Raw genomic sequence first — 16,094 nt, 5'->3', positions numbered from 1 at the left:
TCATTCCCGCGAAGGCGGGAACCCAGCGACTTTGCCCTGCCGAATTCCGATGACCGACATCCACAGCGACAAGATCCTGATCCTCGACTTCGGCGCGCAGTACACGCAGCTGATCGCCCGCCGCATCCGCGAGATTGGCGTCTACTGCGAGATCTGGGCCTGGGACCACGATCCGGCCGAGATTGCGAAGTTCGGCGCCAAGGGCATCATCCTCTCGGGTGGCCCGGAGTCGACGACCGAGCAGGGTGCGCCCGCCGCGCCGCAGGAAGTGTTCGATTCCGGTTTGCCGATCCTGGGCATCTGCTACGGCATGCAGACCCTGGCCGCGCAGCTGGGCGGCGCCACCGAGGCCGCCGATGCCCGCGAATTCGGCCATGCCGAAGTCGAGCTGGTCGCCCGTGACGCGCTGCTCGGCGGCCTGTCCGATCATGACGGCGAGCCGCGCATCGACGTGTGGATGAGCCACGGCGACCACGTCGCCAAGGCGCCGCCGGGCTGGACCGTCACCGCCGTCACCGACCGCATCCCGGTCGCGGCCATGGCGCTGGAGTCCAAGCGCTGGTACGGCGTGCAGTTCCATCCGGAAGTGACCCATACCAAGCAGGGCACGACCCTGCTGCGCCGCTTCGTCACCGATATCTGCGGCTGCAAGACGCTGTGGACCGCCGAGCACATCATCGAGGACCAGATCGCCCGCGTGCGCGATACGGTCGGCACCGATGAGGTGATCCTCGGCCTGTCCGGCGGCGTCGATTCCTCGGTCGTCGCCGCGCTGCTGCACAAGGCGATCGGCGAGCAGCTGACCTGCGTGTTCGTCGATACCGGCCTGCTGCGCTGGAACGAAGGCGACCAGGTGATGGCGATGTTCGCCGAGCACATGGGCGTGAAGGTCGTGCGCGTGAATGCCGCCGACCGCTACTTCAACGCGCTCAAGGGCGTCGACGATCCGGAGGCCAAGCGCAAGATCATCGGCAATCTGTTCGTCGAGATCTTCGACGAGGAGTCGTCCAGGCTCGCCAACGCCAAGTGGCTGGCACAGGGCACCATCTATCCCGATGTGATCGAGTCGGCCGGCAGCAAGACCGGCAAGGCCCACGTCATCAAGAGCCACCACAACGTCGGCGGCCTGCCCGAGAACATGAAGCTGGGCCTGGTCGAACCGCTGCGCGAGCTGTTCAAGGACGAAGTGCGGCGCCTGGGCGTCGAGCTCGGCCTGCCGCGCGCGATGGTCTATCGCCATCCGTTCCCGGGCCCGGGCCTGGGCGTGCGCATCCTCGGCGAGGTCAAGCGCGAGTACGCGGAGCTTCTGGCCAAGGCCGACCACATCTTCATCGAAGAGCTGCGCAAGGCCGACCTGTACGACCGCACCAGCCAGGCATTCGCGGTGTTCCTGCCGGTGAAGTCGGTCGGCGTGGTGGGCGATGCGCGCGCTTACGAGTGGGTGATCGCACTGCGTGCGGTCGAGACCATCGACTTCATGACGGCCCACTGGGCGCACCTGCCGTACGACTTCCTCGGCAAGGTTTCCAACCGTATTATCAATGAGTTGCGCGGTGTTTCTCGCGTTGTCTATGACATCAGTGGCAAGCCGCCCGCGACCATTGAGTGGGAGTGATGTCCTCGTTCCAGCCGCCTGCGGAATCTGATGCCGACGAGCGCTGGATGCGGCACGCGCTGGCGCTGGCCGACCGCGCCGAGCACGAGGACGACGAGATTCCGGTAGGCGCGGTACTGGTGTCGGCCGAAGGCGAAGTGCTCGGCGAAGGCTGGAACCGCAATATCACCGAGCAGGACCCGAGCGCGCACGCCGAGATCGTGGCGATGAGGCAGGCCGGTCGCCGCCTCGGCAATCATCGCCTGCTGGGTGCGACCCTTTACGTGACCCTGGAGCCGTGCGCGATGTGCGCCATGGCGATGGTGCATGCGCGTGTCGCACGCGTGGTCTATGGGGCGACCGATCCCAAGACCGGCGCTGCAGGCAGTGTGTTCGACCTGCTCGCCGATCCCAGGCATAACCATCGCGTGCAGGTGCAAGGCGGCGTGCTGGGCGAAGAGTCCGGCGCGCGGCTGACGGCTTATTTCCGGCGCAAGCGCGGAAAGGCCTGAGCCTCTCATCCGCCCTTCGGGCACCTTCTCCCGCGAGCGGGAGAAGGGAGCGACCCGTCAGTCGTTCCTGAGGTCGATCTTGTCCTTCGCCAGCTGCTCGTTGAGTTCCAGGTCGAGCATGTCCAGGCCGAGCTTGGCCTCCCGGCCCAGGCAGAGTGAGGCGGCGAACATCAGCAGCACGCCGATCATCGCCAGCCCGGTTGGCAGCAGGTCGAGCCGGTAGCCCAGGAAGGCGTCCACGGCGATGCCCAGGCTGGTACCGACGAAGGCGCTGATCGCCGCATAGAGCATCCGCACGGCCGCCAGCACCAGGTAGGAGCGGCGCCGGTGCGTGGCGATGCGCGATTCCAGTGCGACCCGGGCCGGCCCCTGCTCGGTCGCGCGGAGCACTTCGATCTCGCTGCGCATGCGGTCCACGACCCGGGCCAGGCGGTTGTTCGACGAGATCAGCAGCGAACTGGCGGCGGTCAGGAAGAACGCGGGCGTGATCATCGCCGAGACGACGGCGTAGTGCGACGGGTCGATCGCGACGGGTGCGGGCATGCGGGATTCCGTGACTGCGTTGCGGAGGGCGCCGGCGGGGGCTGCCTGTATGATGCTACCGACATCCCTTCAGTGCGAGCCCATGGCAGCGACCAACGACGAGCATCTGATCTGGATCGATCTGGAAATGACCGGCCTGGATACCGACAACGATTCGATCCTCGAGATCGCCACGCTGGTGACCGACAAGCAGCTCAACATCCTGGCCGAAGGGCCGGAGCTGGCGATCGTGCATCCGGTGTCGCGCCTGGAAGCGATGGACGAGTGGAACCGCAACCAGCACGGCAAGTCCGGCTTGTGGAAGCGCGTCGTCGAAAGCCGCGTGACGCTGGCCGAGGCCGAAACCAGCACGCTGGCGTTCCTGGCGCACTGGGTGCAGGCAGGCCGTTCGCCGATGTGCGGCAACTCGATCTGCCAGGACCGCCGCTTCCTGCATCGCCTGATGCCGAAGCTCGAACGCTATTTCCACTACCGCAATCTCGACGTCAGCACGGTCAAGGAACTGGCGCGGCGCTGGGCCCCCGAAGTGCTCGCCGGCGTCGCCAAGGACGCACGGCATACGGCATTGAGCGACGTGCACGATTCCATCGCCGAGCTGCGCCATTACCGGCAGTCGATGGGGAAGCTGGGCGGGCTGTAGGCCCGCCGGCGGCTACTCCGGCTTGGCCGGCGTCGGAGTCACGACTACCTTCACGCCCTGGTCCTGCGCCACGTGGTGGTACATGCGCACGTCGCGCTGGGGGTAGGGGATGCTGATGCCGTCCTTGTCGAAGGCGGCCTTGATGCGCTCGTTGAGATCGCACTTGGTGTTGAAGTGGTCGGCGTTGCTGACATGGCAGCGGATGCCCAGCTTGACCGCGCTGTCGGCCAGTTCGTAGACGACCACGTCCGGGGCCGGCTCGGGCAGGATCCGCTTGTCGGCATGCATGATCGCCAGCACCGCCGCGCGTGCCGCCTCGATGCTGTCGTTGTAGCCGATGCCCACGACCAGCTCGATGCGGCGCACCGTGTCGGGCGTGAGGTTGATGATCGGGGCGGTGGTGATCAGGCTGTTGGGCAGCACGATGGTCTGGTTGTCGGCGCCGCGCAGCTTGGTCTGGAAGATGCTGACCGATTCGACCCGGCCGCTCTTGCCACCGAGATCGACGATGTCGCCGACGCGAAATGGCTTGAGCGTCACCAGCATCACGCCGGAGGCGACGTTGGACAGCGAATCCTTCATCGCCAGGCCGATCGCCAGGCCGGCGGCGCCGAGCACGGCGAACAGCGAGGCCGGCGAGACCTTCAGGCAGATCTGCAGGATCGCCAGCACGAACACCATCAGGATCAGCACATAGGTGACGCGGCTGAGGAACTGCTGCGCGGTCGGTTCGACGTGCGCGCGCGTCAGTGCACGCGAGACGGCGCGGGCGAGCCACTTGGCGATCTGGATGCCGATGTAGAGTGCCAGCAGCGCCGCGCCCAGGCGCACGCCCCATTCGATGGCGACGTCGGTCCAGCCTTCGGACTTCTGCAATTCGTTGATGAGCTGTTCGGGAGTCAAGATTCACCTCCTGCAAAATGCGACGCCCCGCAATAGCGGGGCGTCAGGTTCAGTGCAAGTCTAACCGCAACCACGTTACCGGTTCGTGGTCACACCGCTTTGGACTTGTTGGCCTTGGCCTTGGCCAGGCGCAACCAGGTGTCGACAACGGTATCGGGGTTCAGCGAAACCGACTCGATGCCCTGGTCCATCAGCCACTCGGCCAGGTCCGGGTGATCGCTCGGGCCCTGGCCGCAGATGCCCACGTACTTGCCCTTGGCGCGCGCGGTCGAGATGGCCATGGCCAGCAGCTTCTTCACGGCCGGGTCGCGTTCGTCGAACAGCTTGGCGACGATGCCCGAGTCGCGGTCCAGGCCCAGGGTGAGCTGGGTCAGGTCGTTGGAACCAATCGAGAAGCCGTCGAAGATGTCGAGGAATTCGTCGGCCAGCAATGCGTTCGACGGGACCTCGCACATCATGATGATCTTCAGGCCGTCCTTGCCCTGCTCAAGACCGTTGGCCTTGAGTACCTCGACCACCTTGCGGCCCTCGTCGAGCGTGCGCACGAACGGGATCATGACCCAACAGTTGGTCAGGCCCATTTCCTCGCGCACCTTCAGCACCGCCTGGCACTCCAGCGCGAAGGCGTCGGTGAAGCTCGGGTCGACGTAACGGCTGGCGCCGCGGAAGCCGATCATCGGGTTCTCTTCGTGCGGCTCGTAACGGCTGCCGCCGATGAGGTTGGCGTACTCGTTGGACTTGAAGTCCGACAGGCGCACGATCACCGGATGCGGCGCGAACGACGCGGTGATGGTAGCGATGCCTTCGGCCAGGCGGTCGACGTAGAACGCGACGGGGTCGTTGCCGTAGCCGGCGATCTTGGCGTCGATCTGCTTCCTGGTCGCGGCGTCCTGCTGGCTGTACTCGAGCAGGGCCTTGGGATGGATGCCGATGTGGCTGGCAATGATCATCTCCAGGCGCGCCAAGCCGACACCGGCGTTGGGCAGCATGGCGAAGTCGAAGGCGCGCTCGGGGTTGGCGACGTTCATCATCACCTTGAGCGGGGCCTCGGGCATCTTTTCCAGGTCGGCGGTATGGCGCTCGAAGGGGAGGGCACCGTCGTAGATGAAGCCGGTGTCGCCCTCGGCGCAGCTGATCGTGACTTCCTGGCCGTCCTTGATCGTCTCCAGCGCATTGCCGGTGCCGACCACGGCGGGCACGCCCAGCTCGCGGGCGATGATCGCAGCGTGACAGGTGCGGCCGCCACGGTTGGTGACGATCGCGGCCGAGCGCTTCATCACCGGCTCCCAGTCGGGGTCGGTCATGTCGGCGACGAGGACATCGCCAGGCTGGACGCGGGCCATGTCGGCCAGCGAGCGCACCACGCGGGCAACGCCGGTGCCGACCTTCTGGCCGATCGCGCGGCCTTCGCAGATCACCGGGCCACGCTGGGTGAGCTGGTAGCGCTCGATCTGGGTGGCCTTGGCGCGCGACTTCACGGTCTCCGGGCGTGCCTGGACGATGAAGATCTTGCCGCTGACGCCGTCCTTCGCCCACTCGATGTCCATCGGGCGGCCGTAGTGCTTCTCGATGACCAGCGACTGCTTGGCGAGTTCCTGCACGTCCTCATCGCTGATCGAGAACGAGTTGCGCAGATCGGCCGGAGTCTCCTCGATGCGCACACGCTCGCCGGGGACGTCCGAATAGACCATGCGCTGCTGCTTGGCGCCGATGCTGCGGCGCAGGATCGCCTTCTTGCCCTGCAGCAGGGTCGGCTTGTAGACGTAGAACTCGTCCGGGTTGACCGCGCCCTGCACGACCATCTCGCCCAGGCCGTAGCTGGAGGTGATGAACACCACCTCGCGGAAACCGGACTCGGTGTCGAGCGTGAACAGCACGCCGGAAGAACCAACGCCGGAGCGCACCATCAGCTGCACGCCGGCCGACAGGAACACGTCCTCGTGCTTGAAGCCATGGTGCACGCGGTAGGCGATGGCGCGATCGTTGTAGAGGCTGGCGAAGACTTCCTTGACCTTGTGCACGACGTCGTCGGCACCGGTGACGTTGAGGAAGGTTTCCTGCTGGCCGGCGAACGAGGCGTCCGGCAGGTCTTCGGCGGTTGCCGAGGAGCGCACGGCCACGGCGACTTCGCCACCGCCGTTCTCGTCGCACAGCTGCTTGTAGGCGGTGCGGATGTCGGCTTCCAACTGCGGCTGCAGCGGCGCATCGATCACCCACTTGCGGATCTCGCCACCGGCCGCGGTCAGTGCCGGCACGTCCTCGACGTCGAGCGTGGCGAGCTTGTCGAAGATGCGCTGGTGCAGGTTGTTGTGGGCGATGAAGTCCTTGAAGGCCTCGGCCGTGGTCGCGTAGCCGCCCGGGACGGAAACACCGAGGCCTGCGAGGTTGCCGATCATCTCGCCGAGCGAGGAATTCTTGCCGCCGACACGGGCCAGATCGGTAAGGCGCAGTGCGTGCAGCCAGAGGATGTTCTCGTTCAAGCGGGCGGTCTCCAGGGGGCGGGGCGCATGCGGCGCAATGATCAGGATTTCAGTGATCACGATATGATCGCCTCTGCGTCGGATCCATACAAGCTTGATTCGACGGGGTTTTTCATAGTGTGAACGGCCAATTCAGACGGAGTCGGACCATGGCAGGCGTGAGACCGGTGTTCTACGTGTCAGACGGAACGGGCATCACCGCCGAAACCATCGGCCACAGCCTTCTCACCCAGTTCACCGATACCCGGTTCGTGACCGACCGGATCGCCTTCGTCGACAACGTCGAGCGGGCCCGGGAGGTGGCGGAGAAGATCCGTGGCGCGGCCGAGGTCCATGGCGTGCGCCCGGTGGTCATCAACTCCTGCATGGACGCCGACGTCAGCCTGGCGCTGGCCGAGAGCGGGGCGCTGATGCTGGACGTGTTCGCGCCGTTCATCGAGCCCCTGGAGCGCGAGCTCGAACAGACCCGCCAGCGCCACATCGGTCGCGCCCACGGCATGTTCGACTTCGAGACGTATCACCGCCGCATCAACGCGATGAACTTCGCCTTGACCCATGACGACGGCCAGGCCGTCGACTACTCCGACGCCGACCTGGTGCTGGTCGCGGTGTCCCGGGCCGGCAAGACGCCGACCTGCGTGTACCTGGCGCTGCACTACGGCATCCGCGCGGCCAACTACCCGTTGACCGAGGAAGATCTCGAGCACGACCGCCTGCCGCCGCGCCTGCGTCCGTACCGCAACAAGCTGTTCGGGCTGACGATCGATCCGGTACGCCTGCAGCAGATCCGCCAGGAACGGCGGCCCAATTCGCGCTATTCCCAGCTGGAAACCTGCAAACGCGAGGTTGCCGCCGCGGAGACGATGTTCCGCGCCGAACGCATTCCCACGCTCAGCACGACCCACACCTCGATCGAGGAGATCTCGAGCAAGGTGCTGACGACGCTGGGGATCCATCGCGACATGTTCTAAGCGCCGTTGCGGCGCCGATGCCTGGATTGGGGCCGGAAACGAGGCGCCAAAAAGCATCGCGATGAATGCTTACCGTAGGCCTACCGGCGCGCGTCGTCAACGCTGCCGCGCAGGCATTCCGGCGTGTAGGATCGGGTCCATGATGACGTCCCTGGCCACGCGCCCTGCACGCATTCCCCGGCTCAGCCGTTTCGGCTGGCTGATGGGCCTCTACGCGGAAAACCACACCCGCCTGCTGCGCATGTTCGAACCGGCCGGACTGGCCGTGGGCAGCTATATTTCCAGCGCCGGCGACCATCTGGACCTGCAGCTGGACGTGATCGAGCAGCACCGCTACACGACCGAACTGCGCCTGACCTACGCGATGCGCGACCCGATCACCGGCGAGCCCGATCCGTCGGCCTATCTGCGCCTGTACAACGACGCCCGCCAGCTGGAAGTGACCCACTGCTACGTGGGGCGACGCTGGCAGGACGCGATCGGGATGTACCCGCCGCCGGCCGAAGTGCTCGACCACCGGACGCAGATGAACACGTTTCTCGGAAAGTGGCTTGAGTATCTAGCGGAGCGGGGACATGGTGTGGCAACATTGCGCCCCGTTGACGCCGGCACAGCCGCTGGCGGACGCGAAGAAGAAAATCTGGCAGCGAACGCTTGACGACATCGCTGAACGCCCGCTAGAATTTTCGTCTTTCCAGCACACGTGGGGCCATAGCTCAGCTGGGAGAGCGCCTGCATGGCATGCAGGAGGTCGGCGGTTCGATCCCGCCTGGCTCCACCATCTCTTCGACGGGATTCCTCCGACGAGATGTGTGCCAAGAGTTTCACAACCAAGTTTTGTCCCCATCGTCTAGAGGCCTAGGACATTACCCTTTCACGGTAGCGACCGGGGTTCGAATCCCCGTGGGGACGCCAGTTGAAAACACTCAGGGCTGCCGAAAGGCGGCCCTGAGTGTTTCTGGCTGTGTGCTTGTGCGAATGCGATCTGCTTGTGCGAGTGCGTGCATCATGAGGCAACAGCAACGGGGCGCAGTTCTAGTGAATGATCCGCATCGAACCAGACATCCGGTCTTCGCATTCGCGCTGCTCGCAGTGATGGCGATCGTTGCATTGGCTGGCTGCGCTTCGGCGCCACAGCCGGCATACGAAGATCGCGATCAGCCCGTTTCCGTCCAGGACATCGAGATCCTCGACAAGGCCGACGCGCTGTTGAAGAGCGAAGCCGACTGGAGCCGCAAGGACACGCGCGAGTGCCAGCCCGATGCAACGACGCTGAGCCTGTTCTGCGCGCTGCAGAAGGCGAGCATCGGTGTGCTGGGTGCGTACGACCACAGGCGGGTCGCGCTGCAGGAAGTCCGCTTCGCGATCGAAGATGTCTCGGGTGGGCGCGAGTTCGAGCATCGCATGATGGATTTCAACAACCTTCCCGAAACCAGCTTCGCCGACGTGAAGAAGGTGCTGAGCATCGCGCGCGACCGCGTCTCGAAGCGCTTGCAGACGCCGTAGCCAAGCCGGCGCGGCTTAGTCGAGCCAGTCGATCGCGGCCTGCAGAATCTCCTCCGACAGCGCCTCATCATCCACCGCGCGCGCAAGCGACATCGCGCCAGACAGACAGGCCAGCGTCGCCAGTGCGCGATCGCGTCGCGCCTTGGCATTGCGCCCGGGCACATGTGCGGCCAGCAGTCCGACCAGCGATTCGACGCCCTGGGTGAACGCGGTTTGCATCGGCTGATCCTGGCGAGCCGAATCGGCGCCCAGCGATGGCATGGGACAGCCTTCGCCGGGATTGTCGCGGTGACGTGTCGACAGATATCCCTCGACGAAGCGCTTCAGTGGCGGCACGTCGCTTTCGCCAGGCTCCAGCAAGCGCGACCAGCGCCGCTGCTGCAGGTCATCGAACGCCAGCGCGCAGGCCTCGGCCGCGAGCGACTGCTTGGACTGGAAATGCTTGTAGAAGCCGCCGTGGGTGAACCCCGCCGCCTTCATCAGGTCGGCAACGCCTATGCCATCGACGCCGCGTTCGCGAAACAGCGTGGCGGCGACTTCGACGATCCTTTCCCGGCTCTGTTGCGCGGCTTCCTTCGAAACTCTCATGTCGTGCGCTTCCTGTTGGGGGCGGTTGCACTGTTGGATTGTCGCTTCAGATCGGGTCGGCCTTGCCGTCGCGTACGCGTACTGTCGCCGACATGCCCGGCCGCAGGCTGGCCAGTTCGGGCTGGTCGAGCAGGGCGATCCTGACCGGGATGCGCTGGACGATGCGGGTGAAATTGCCCGTGGCATTGTCTGGCGGCAGCAGCGCGAACTGTGCGCCGCTTGCAGGGGCCAGGCTGTCGAGGCGGCCATGGAAGGTGATGCCAGGGACGGCGTCGATGATGACCTCGACCGTGGCGCCGGCCTGCATGCCCTCGAGTTGCGTTTCCTTGAAGTTGGCCACCACCCACAGTTCCGTCGGCACCAGTGCGATCAGCTGAGTGCCGGCCTTCACGTATTGGCCGACGCGGGCAATGCGCTCGCTGACGCGGCCATCCACCGGAGCACGCACGACGGTGCTTTCGACGTCGAGTGCGGCCAGGGACACGGAGGCCTCGGCGGCGCCGATGTCGGCGAGCAGTTGCGGGCGCTGGCTCTCGAGCACGGCGATGCGCTGCCGGGCCGCCGCCAGGTTGGCCTGGGTTTCGGCGACACGGGCCACGGTCACCTGCTCGGCCGATTCGGTCTGGTCGAGCTGCGACCTCGAGATGAGCTGGTCGCTGACCAGCTGGCGCGCACGCGTGGCGTCGCGCCGGGAGCGCTCGGCCTCGGCCTGGGTCTGCTGCACGCCGGCTTCGGCCTGGTGGATCAGCGAGCGCTGCAGGCCGAGTTGCGCGTCCAGATTGCCCACCGCGGCCTTGCGCGCGGCGAGCGCGGCGTTGGCCTGCGCCAGGCGTGCCTGGAAGTCGCGGTCGTCGATGCGGAACAGCACGTCGCCGGCACGCACCGGCTGGTTGTCGTGGACGACGACCTCGGTGACATAGCCGGAGATCTTCGGGCTGATCTGGGTGATGTCGCCGCGCACATAGGCATTGTCGGTGTAATGCCGGTCCAGGCCCTGCACGACGCCGCCGGGCGACACCATGGTGGCGGTGACCGCCGTTGCGGTTCCGGCGACAAGCAGGCCGACGAGGGTGGCGGTTCGGAGTTTCACGGTGCGACTCCCTGGGGCGATCCCAGGCGGGGAAGGGGAGGGGAACGGCCGATCAGGATCGAGGCGAAGGCAACCACGGCGATCAGGATTGCGACCAGCGCGTAGGCATCGTTGATGGCCAGCAGCCAGGCTTCGCGGCGCACGTTTCCGGCGATCAGTCCGACGGCGCGGGCGCTGGCTACGGTTTCGTCGCCGATCCGGCTGGTGATGGCGCCGGCCAATGCCGAGAGGCGGTCGGATGCCTGCGGGTCGAGCCAGGACACGTGCTCGGTCAGCACGTTGGAATGGAATTTCTCGCGTTCGGTGACGAAATGGGTGACCAGGCCGGTGCCGAGCGTGGTGCCACCCAGCGTGGTCGCGTTGAAGGCCAGCGATGCGGTCGGCAGGTCCTCGGGCTTGAGCGAGCTGGCGCCGATCAGCAAGTCGAGAACCAGGAACAGCATCTGGCCGACGCCGAACAGGGCGAGGGTCCAATGCAACTGTTCGGCGCCGTCCTGGTTGCTGGCAAATGCGGCAAGGCCGGTGCCTATGGCGCACAGGAGCAGGCCGAGGATCATCGGCACGCGGCCATCCACGCGCTGCAGCACACGCCAGACCAGCGGAAACACCGCGACCTGCGGCAACAGGCACCACAGCAGCGCGGCCGAGGTCTGCAGTGGGCGGTAGCCCTGGGTCAACGCCAGCTGCTGCGGGACCAGGTAGACGGTCACGGCGAAGCTGGCGCGGAACAGCAGGTTCATCGCGATCGGGATGGCGAAACGCCGGTCGAGGAACTTGGCCGGGTTGAGAATCGGCGACGGCGAGTAGCGGCTCATGAAGAAGAACCCGGCCCAGGCGCCGATGCACAGCGCGGTCGCCCAGGCGATCGTCGGGTTGTCGAGCCAGAAGCGGCGCGTGCCCTGATTCAGCACCAGCATCAGCGCGGCCAGGCCCGCGGCCAGCAGCGCCATCGCGCCCCAGTCGGTCTTGAGCGCATTCCAGTTCAGCGCGCTGCGCGGAAGCCACGCCAGGCCCGCCAGGACCATCAGCGCGCTGAGCCAGAACTGCACGAGGAACAGTCCGCGCCAGCCCAGCAGCGATTCGACCAGGCCCGAAAGCACCGGGCCGGCGGTGACGGATACCAGCAGGACGAAGGCCAGCAGCGACAGCGCGAACGGCAGGCGCGGCCCCTTGAACAGCGTGAACACGGCCAGGAACGCCAGCGGTCCGAATCCGCCGGCCGCAACGCCCTGGATCCCGCGAAGGACCGCCAGCTGCGGCACCGCCGTGGCGAGGGTGCACAGCCAGGCGCAGGCGGCGAATATCGCGGCGGTGGCGAGGTAATAGCGGCGCAGGCCGAAGGTCCGGGCGAACGGCCCGGAAACGATGATCCCGACGAAGCTGGTCATCGTGTAGACGGTGGAGATCCACGACACCTCGTCGGCCGACGCGCCCACGCCACCCTGGATATCGGCCAGGTTGGTGCCGGTGAACTGCGCGGTCATGGTGGCGATGAACGACCCGCCCAGGGCGGTCAGCAGGACAAGGCCGTCGCGTGGAGCGGCGGGCTCGACGCTTTCGCTGGTCCTGACGCTGACGGTGTCCATGGGGTGGTGGTGGAACGGGAGGGGGTTGGGGGGAGGATGCGCGTTAGATTATGAACATAATCTAACTCGCACGGGCCATTGGCAGGCGCATGGGGCTGGCGGCGGGAACCCGTCAGCGAGGCCGCGAGACGGGTGCCCGCAGGGCTGCAACCTCCAAACCCAGTGAATTCATGGACTTGTTGTTGCTCTGTTATCGGTTTGTTATGGCTTCGGCGGGATTTGTAAGCGCGCTTTCATGTTCGCAGGGCAGGGGCTTGCCACGGTGGGCCGGGGATTTTCGGCAGGGGGGCGCAACGGCGCCGGCGCCGACCCCGCCCAATCCATTCGAGAGCCGTCATGCCTATCCACAGCAACCAGCCGCGCCACCTGCAGCGCCGCGTCCTGACCATCGCCCTGTTGTCCGTCCTGTCCGCGCCCGTGTTCGCCGGCGCCAACTGCCAGCTCGTCGACGACGCCAACGTTCCGATCCCGGTTGACAGCACGTCCCCGGGCGCCGACTCGCTGGCCTGCGGGCCGCGCGCCAAGGCCATCGGCGACCGCGCCAATGCGATCGGCGACGAGTCCAAGGCGACTGGCAAGAACACCACCGCAATCGGTTCGTGGATCGACCTGGACGGTGACGGCCTGGTCGACGCCAACGAGATCACCTGGGCCAATGGCGACAATGCGACCGCGCTCGGCGCTGCCGCACAGGCGCTGGGACGGGGAGCGGTGGCGATCGGCGTGCAGTCCGTGGCCGGCCCCGACAACAGCGTTGCCATCGGCAACCAGTCCCAGACCCAGGCGCAGCGCACCACGACGACCACGACCACCGTCCAGGGAACGCCGAACACGGTGACTACCACCACGACGGCGCCAACCGCGGCCGCGGGCAACCAGACCAATAGCGTCGCCATGGGCAACCAGGCGCGCACCAACGGCGCCAACAACATCGCCCTGGGTACCGGCGCCACCACCGAGATGGTGATCAGCGGCGTCTCGGCTACGACCACGGCCGGCGTGACCACGATGGTCCGCACCGACCTCGCAGGTCCGGTTGCTAACGCCATCGCCATCGGCAACGGCGCCCGCGCCAACGGCAACGGCACCATCGTGATGGGCACCAACGCCCGCGCCGAGGCGCTGGTTTCCTCGGTCGTCACCGGCTTTGGCCAATCGTTCGTGGTGAACACCCCGGGCCCGGCCACCAATTCCACCGTGATCGGCACCAGCGCCGCGTCGCAGGGCACCAACAACGTCGTGATCGGCAACGGCGCACAGACGATGGGCGACACGATCCTGCCCAAGGTCGACCCGGTCAAGGGCACCTACGTTGTCGATCCGGTGACCGGCCTGCAGCTGTTCGACCCGGTGATCAAGGACCAGAACTCGACCGTAGTCGGCGGTACGGCAATCGCCGTGCGCGGCTCGGGCACCGCGCTGGGCTACAGCGCCTGGGCCTACGGCAACAAGTCCACGGCCATTGGCCTGAACTCCTATGCCGTCGGTCCCAGCTCCACCGCCATCGGCAGCTACCTCGACATCGGTGCGGCCTTCGGCAATACGCCCAAGCCCAACGCCGGCACCAGCCCGTACGGCCGCGCGGTCGCGCTGGGTATTGGCTCGCAGTCGCTGGGCGGCGGTTCCTACACCTGGGCCAACTACGACGTTGCCCTGGGCGGCGGCGCCAGTACAGGTGATCGCGACACCACCAACACCAGCTTCCCGACGGGCATGTACGGCTCGACCGACCCGACCGTGATCAACGGTTCGGTGGCGCTGGGCTTTGTCGCCAATGCTGGCGGTCATTCCAGCATCTCGATCGGCCAGCAGAGCCAGGCGCACGATGCCAAATCCATCGCCATCGGCCCGGAGAGCGTGGCCTGGGGCATGGACAGCCTGGCCATCGGCGACTTCGCCATCGCCACCTGGAAAGAAGACATCGCCATCGGCATGAACGCCGAAGCATGGGGCGGTTTCGGTACCGGCAACACCGCATTCGGCAACGGCGCGCACGTCGGCAGCAGCGGCGCGAGCGGCGACATCAACAATGCGCTGGCCATTGGCGGCCAGGCTGCGGCGATGGCGGACGGCGCGATCGCGCTTGGCACCGGCGCCAGTGCCGAAGGCGTCAATGCGCTCGCCGGCGGCAACGCCAGCATCGCCGCGGCCGATTCGGCCACGGCCTATGGCGACAACAGCCAGGCGTTCAACCAGTACTCGACCGCGCTGGGCTCCTATGCGCTGGCCTCGGGCGACTACGCCACGGCGGTGGGCACCAATGCGTTCGCAGTGGGCACCAACAGCCTGGCTTCGGGCTACAACAGCTTCGCCGGTGGCGTCGACAGTGTCGCCCTGGGCGCCACCGCCGCGGCCATCGCCGACAACAGCGTCGCCATCGGCGCCGGTGCGGTGGCTGACCGCGACGGCACCGTCTCCGTCGGTGCGCTCGGCGCCGAACGCCAGATCGCCAACGTCGCCGCCGGCACCGAGGCGACCGATGCGGTCAACAAGGGCCAGCTCGACGTAGCCATCGCTGGTGTCGGCGGTGCGGTCGGCGACCTCGATGCGGCGGCGGTGAAGTACGACGATGCGGCCGGCAAGGAGCGCGTGACGCTCGGCGGCAGCGCCGGCACGGTCATCGCCAACGTTGGCAACGGCGTCAACGCGGGCGATGCCGCCAACATCGGCCAGCTCGAGTCGATCGCGTCGCTGGTCGGCGGCGGCACCGCCCGCAATGGCGCAGGCCTGTGGAGCGTGCCGACGTTCGCCATCCAGGGTGGCAGTTTCCACACGATCGGCGATGCGCTCGGTGCGATGGATGCCGCGCTCAACGGTCTGGGCAATCGCGTCAACGTGATCGAGCAGTCGTACCAGGCTGGCGAGGGCGGTGGCGCGCCGATGGGCTCGGGCAACGGCCTGGCCGTCGGCAACGGCAGCGTCGCCACCGACACCGGCGATACCGCGATCGGCACCGGCGCAACGGTGGCCGCCGATGGCAGCACCGCGGTGGGCAGCAACGCCACGATCGCCGCTGCAGCGACCAATGCCGTCGCCGTCGGCGCCGACACGTCGGTGACCGCCGCTTCCGCCACGGCCGTCGGCCAGGGCGCATCGGCCACGGCCGCAGGCTCGGTGGCGCTGGGCCAGGGCTCGGTTGCCGACCAGGCCAACACCGTGTCGGTCGGCAATGCCGGCAGCCAGCGTCGCGTGACCAATGTCGCCGCCGGCACTGCTTCGACCGACGCGGCCAACGTTGCCCAGGTCCAGGCCGGCGATGCGCAGACGCTGGCTACGGCCAACGGCTATACCGACGTCACTGCGACGCAGACGCTGACCAGCGCCAACGCCTACACCGACAGCCGCCTGCAGGGCCTGTCGGATCAGTTCACCGATCTCGACTACCGCATCGGCAAGCAGGACCAGCGCATCGACCGCATGGGCGCCATGAGCGCGGCCATGATGAACATGTCGATCAACGCCGCCAACTCGCGCAGCCCCAATGGCCGCGTCGCGGTCGGCGCCGGCTGGCAGAACGGCGAAAGCGCGCTGTCGGTGGGCTACTCCAAGGCCATCGGTGATCGCGCCAGCGTGAGCATCGGCGGCGCCTTCAGCAGCGACGACCAGTCCGCCGGCGTCGGCTTCGGCATCGATCTGTGATCTGACCTGCAGCGCGGGCGGCGTCCACACGCCGCCTGCGTT

General features: G+C 66.8%; 13 protein-coding genes and 2 tRNA genes. 9 read left to right on the top strand and 6 right to left on the bottom strand.

What is annotated here, in order from left to right:
- Window positions 1–49: 49 nt before the first annotated feature.
- Both guaA and tadA read left to right on the top strand, forming a co-directional pair.
- A complete protein-coding gene (gene guaA / locus AC1DER_RS01760; protein WP_477243934.1) occupies window positions 50–1,615 on the top strand; it encodes a glutamine-hydrolyzing GMP synthase in 1,566 nt (521 codons plus the stop codon).
- A complete protein-coding gene (tadA, locus tag AC1DER_RS01755; RefSeq protein WP_477243932.1) occupies window positions 1,615–2,106 on the top strand; it encodes a tRNA adenosine(34) deaminase TadA in 492 nt (163 codons plus the stop codon). The genes guaA and tadA overlap by 1 nt, the downstream gene beginning before the upstream one ends.
- A gap of 57 nt (window positions 2,107–2,163) precedes the next feature.
- Here tadA and AC1DER_RS01750 read toward each other — a convergent pair whose 3' ends face one another.
- Complete coding sequence (locus AC1DER_RS01750; protein WP_477243930.1) at window positions 2,164–2,649, bottom strand: DUF2721 domain-containing protein; 486 nt, start codon at window positions 2,647–2,649, stop codon at window positions 2,164–2,166.
- An 82-nt stretch (window positions 2,650–2,731) separates the two neighbouring features.
- On the opposite strand from AC1DER_RS01750, the gene orn reads away from it, so the two are divergent.
- The gene (gene orn, locus AC1DER_RS01745; protein ID WP_441816225.1) at window positions 2,732–3,289 is read left to right on the top strand and encodes an oligoribonuclease; all 558 of its coding nucleotides are present in this window, start codon (window positions 2,732–2,734) and stop codon (window positions 3,287–3,289) included.
- Window positions 3,290–3,301: 12 nt separating this feature from the next.
- On the opposite strand, the gene AC1DER_RS01740 is transcribed toward orn, so the two are convergent.
- Window positions 3,302–4,192, bottom strand: coding sequence for a mechanosensitive ion channel family protein (locus tag AC1DER_RS01740; RefSeq protein ID WP_477243927.1), 891 nt, complete (start codon window positions 4,190–4,192; stop codon window positions 3,302–3,304).
- An 89-nt stretch (window positions 4,193–4,281) separates the two neighbouring features.
- A complete protein-coding gene (gene ppsA, locus AC1DER_RS01735) occupies window positions 4,282–6,672 on the bottom strand; it encodes a phosphoenolpyruvate synthase (protein ID WP_477357595.1) in 2,391 nt (796 codons plus the stop codon).
- 149 nt (window positions 6,673–6,821) lie between these two features.
- Here ppsA and ppsR point away from each other — a divergent pair, with 149 nt between their 5' ends.
- The 5 genes from ppsR to AC1DER_RS01710 all read left to right on the top strand — a co-directional run bounded on the left by ppsR (window position 6,822) and on the right by AC1DER_RS01710 (window position 9,149).
- Window positions 6,822–7,643, top strand: a complete 822-nt coding sequence (ppsR, locus tag AC1DER_RS01730) for a posphoenolpyruvate synthetase regulatory kinase/phosphorylase PpsR (protein WP_441816228.1) — start codon at window positions 6,822–6,824, stop codon at window positions 7,641–7,643.
- Between the two features lie 142 nt (window positions 7,644–7,785).
- Window positions 7,786–8,301: a DUF1249 domain-containing protein gene (locus AC1DER_RS01725; RefSeq protein ID WP_441816229.1), complete on the top strand. Its 516-nt coding sequence runs from the start codon at window positions 7,786–7,788 to the stop codon at window positions 8,299–8,301.
- 47 nt (window positions 8,302–8,348) lie between these two features.
- Window positions 8,349–8,424, top strand: a tRNA-Ala gene (locus tag AC1DER_RS01720).
- A 58-nt stretch (window positions 8,425–8,482) separates the two neighbouring features.
- Window positions 8,483–8,558, top strand: a tRNA-Glu gene (locus tag AC1DER_RS01715).
- Between the two features lie 180 nt (window positions 8,559–8,738).
- Window positions 8,739–9,149 carry a DUF6197 family protein gene (locus AC1DER_RS01710; protein ID WP_477243923.1) on the top strand — a complete coding sequence of 137 codons (411 nt, stop codon included), beginning with the start codon at window positions 8,739–8,741 and terminating at the stop codon, window positions 9,147–9,149.
- Between the two features lie 15 nt (window positions 9,150–9,164).
- Here the strand turns inward: AC1DER_RS01710 and AC1DER_RS01705 are convergent, their stop codons facing one another.
- Genes AC1DER_RS01705 through AC1DER_RS01695 form a run of 3 tightly spaced genes read right to left on the bottom strand, consistent with a single transcriptional unit; the run spans window position 9,165 to window position 12,413 of the window.
- Window positions 9,165–9,737 carry a TetR/AcrR family transcriptional regulator gene (locus AC1DER_RS01705; protein WP_477243921.1) on the bottom strand — a complete coding sequence of 191 codons (573 nt, stop codon included), beginning with the start codon at window positions 9,735–9,737 and terminating at the stop codon, window positions 9,165–9,167.
- Window positions 9,738–9,783: 46 nt separating this feature from the next.
- On the bottom strand, window positions 9,784–10,827 hold the full coding sequence (locus tag AC1DER_RS01700; RefSeq protein ID WP_477243919.1) for an HlyD family secretion protein: 1,044 nt from the start codon (window positions 10,825–10,827) through the stop codon (window positions 9,784–9,786).
- Window positions 10,824–12,413: an MFS transporter gene (locus tag AC1DER_RS01695; protein WP_477243917.1), complete on the bottom strand. Its 1,590-nt coding sequence runs from the start codon at window positions 12,411–12,413 to the stop codon at window positions 10,824–10,826. Before AC1DER_RS01695 ends, AC1DER_RS01700 begins: the two co-directional genes overlap by 4 nt.
- A gap of 336 nt (window positions 12,414–12,749) precedes the next feature.
- Between AC1DER_RS01695 and AC1DER_RS01690 the strand changes: the two genes are divergently transcribed.
- Window positions 12,750–16,052: a YadA-like family protein gene (locus AC1DER_RS01690; protein WP_477243915.1), complete on the top strand. Its 3,303-nt coding sequence runs from the start codon at window positions 12,750–12,752 to the stop codon at window positions 16,050–16,052.
- Window positions 16,053–16,094: the final 42 nt, after the last annotated feature.

The sequence above is a fragment of the Lysobacter sp. 05T417 genome, assembly GCF_056396405.1.
Note: the sequence above shows the minus strand (reverse complement) of the source record. Positions and strands in the feature narration are given on the sequence as shown.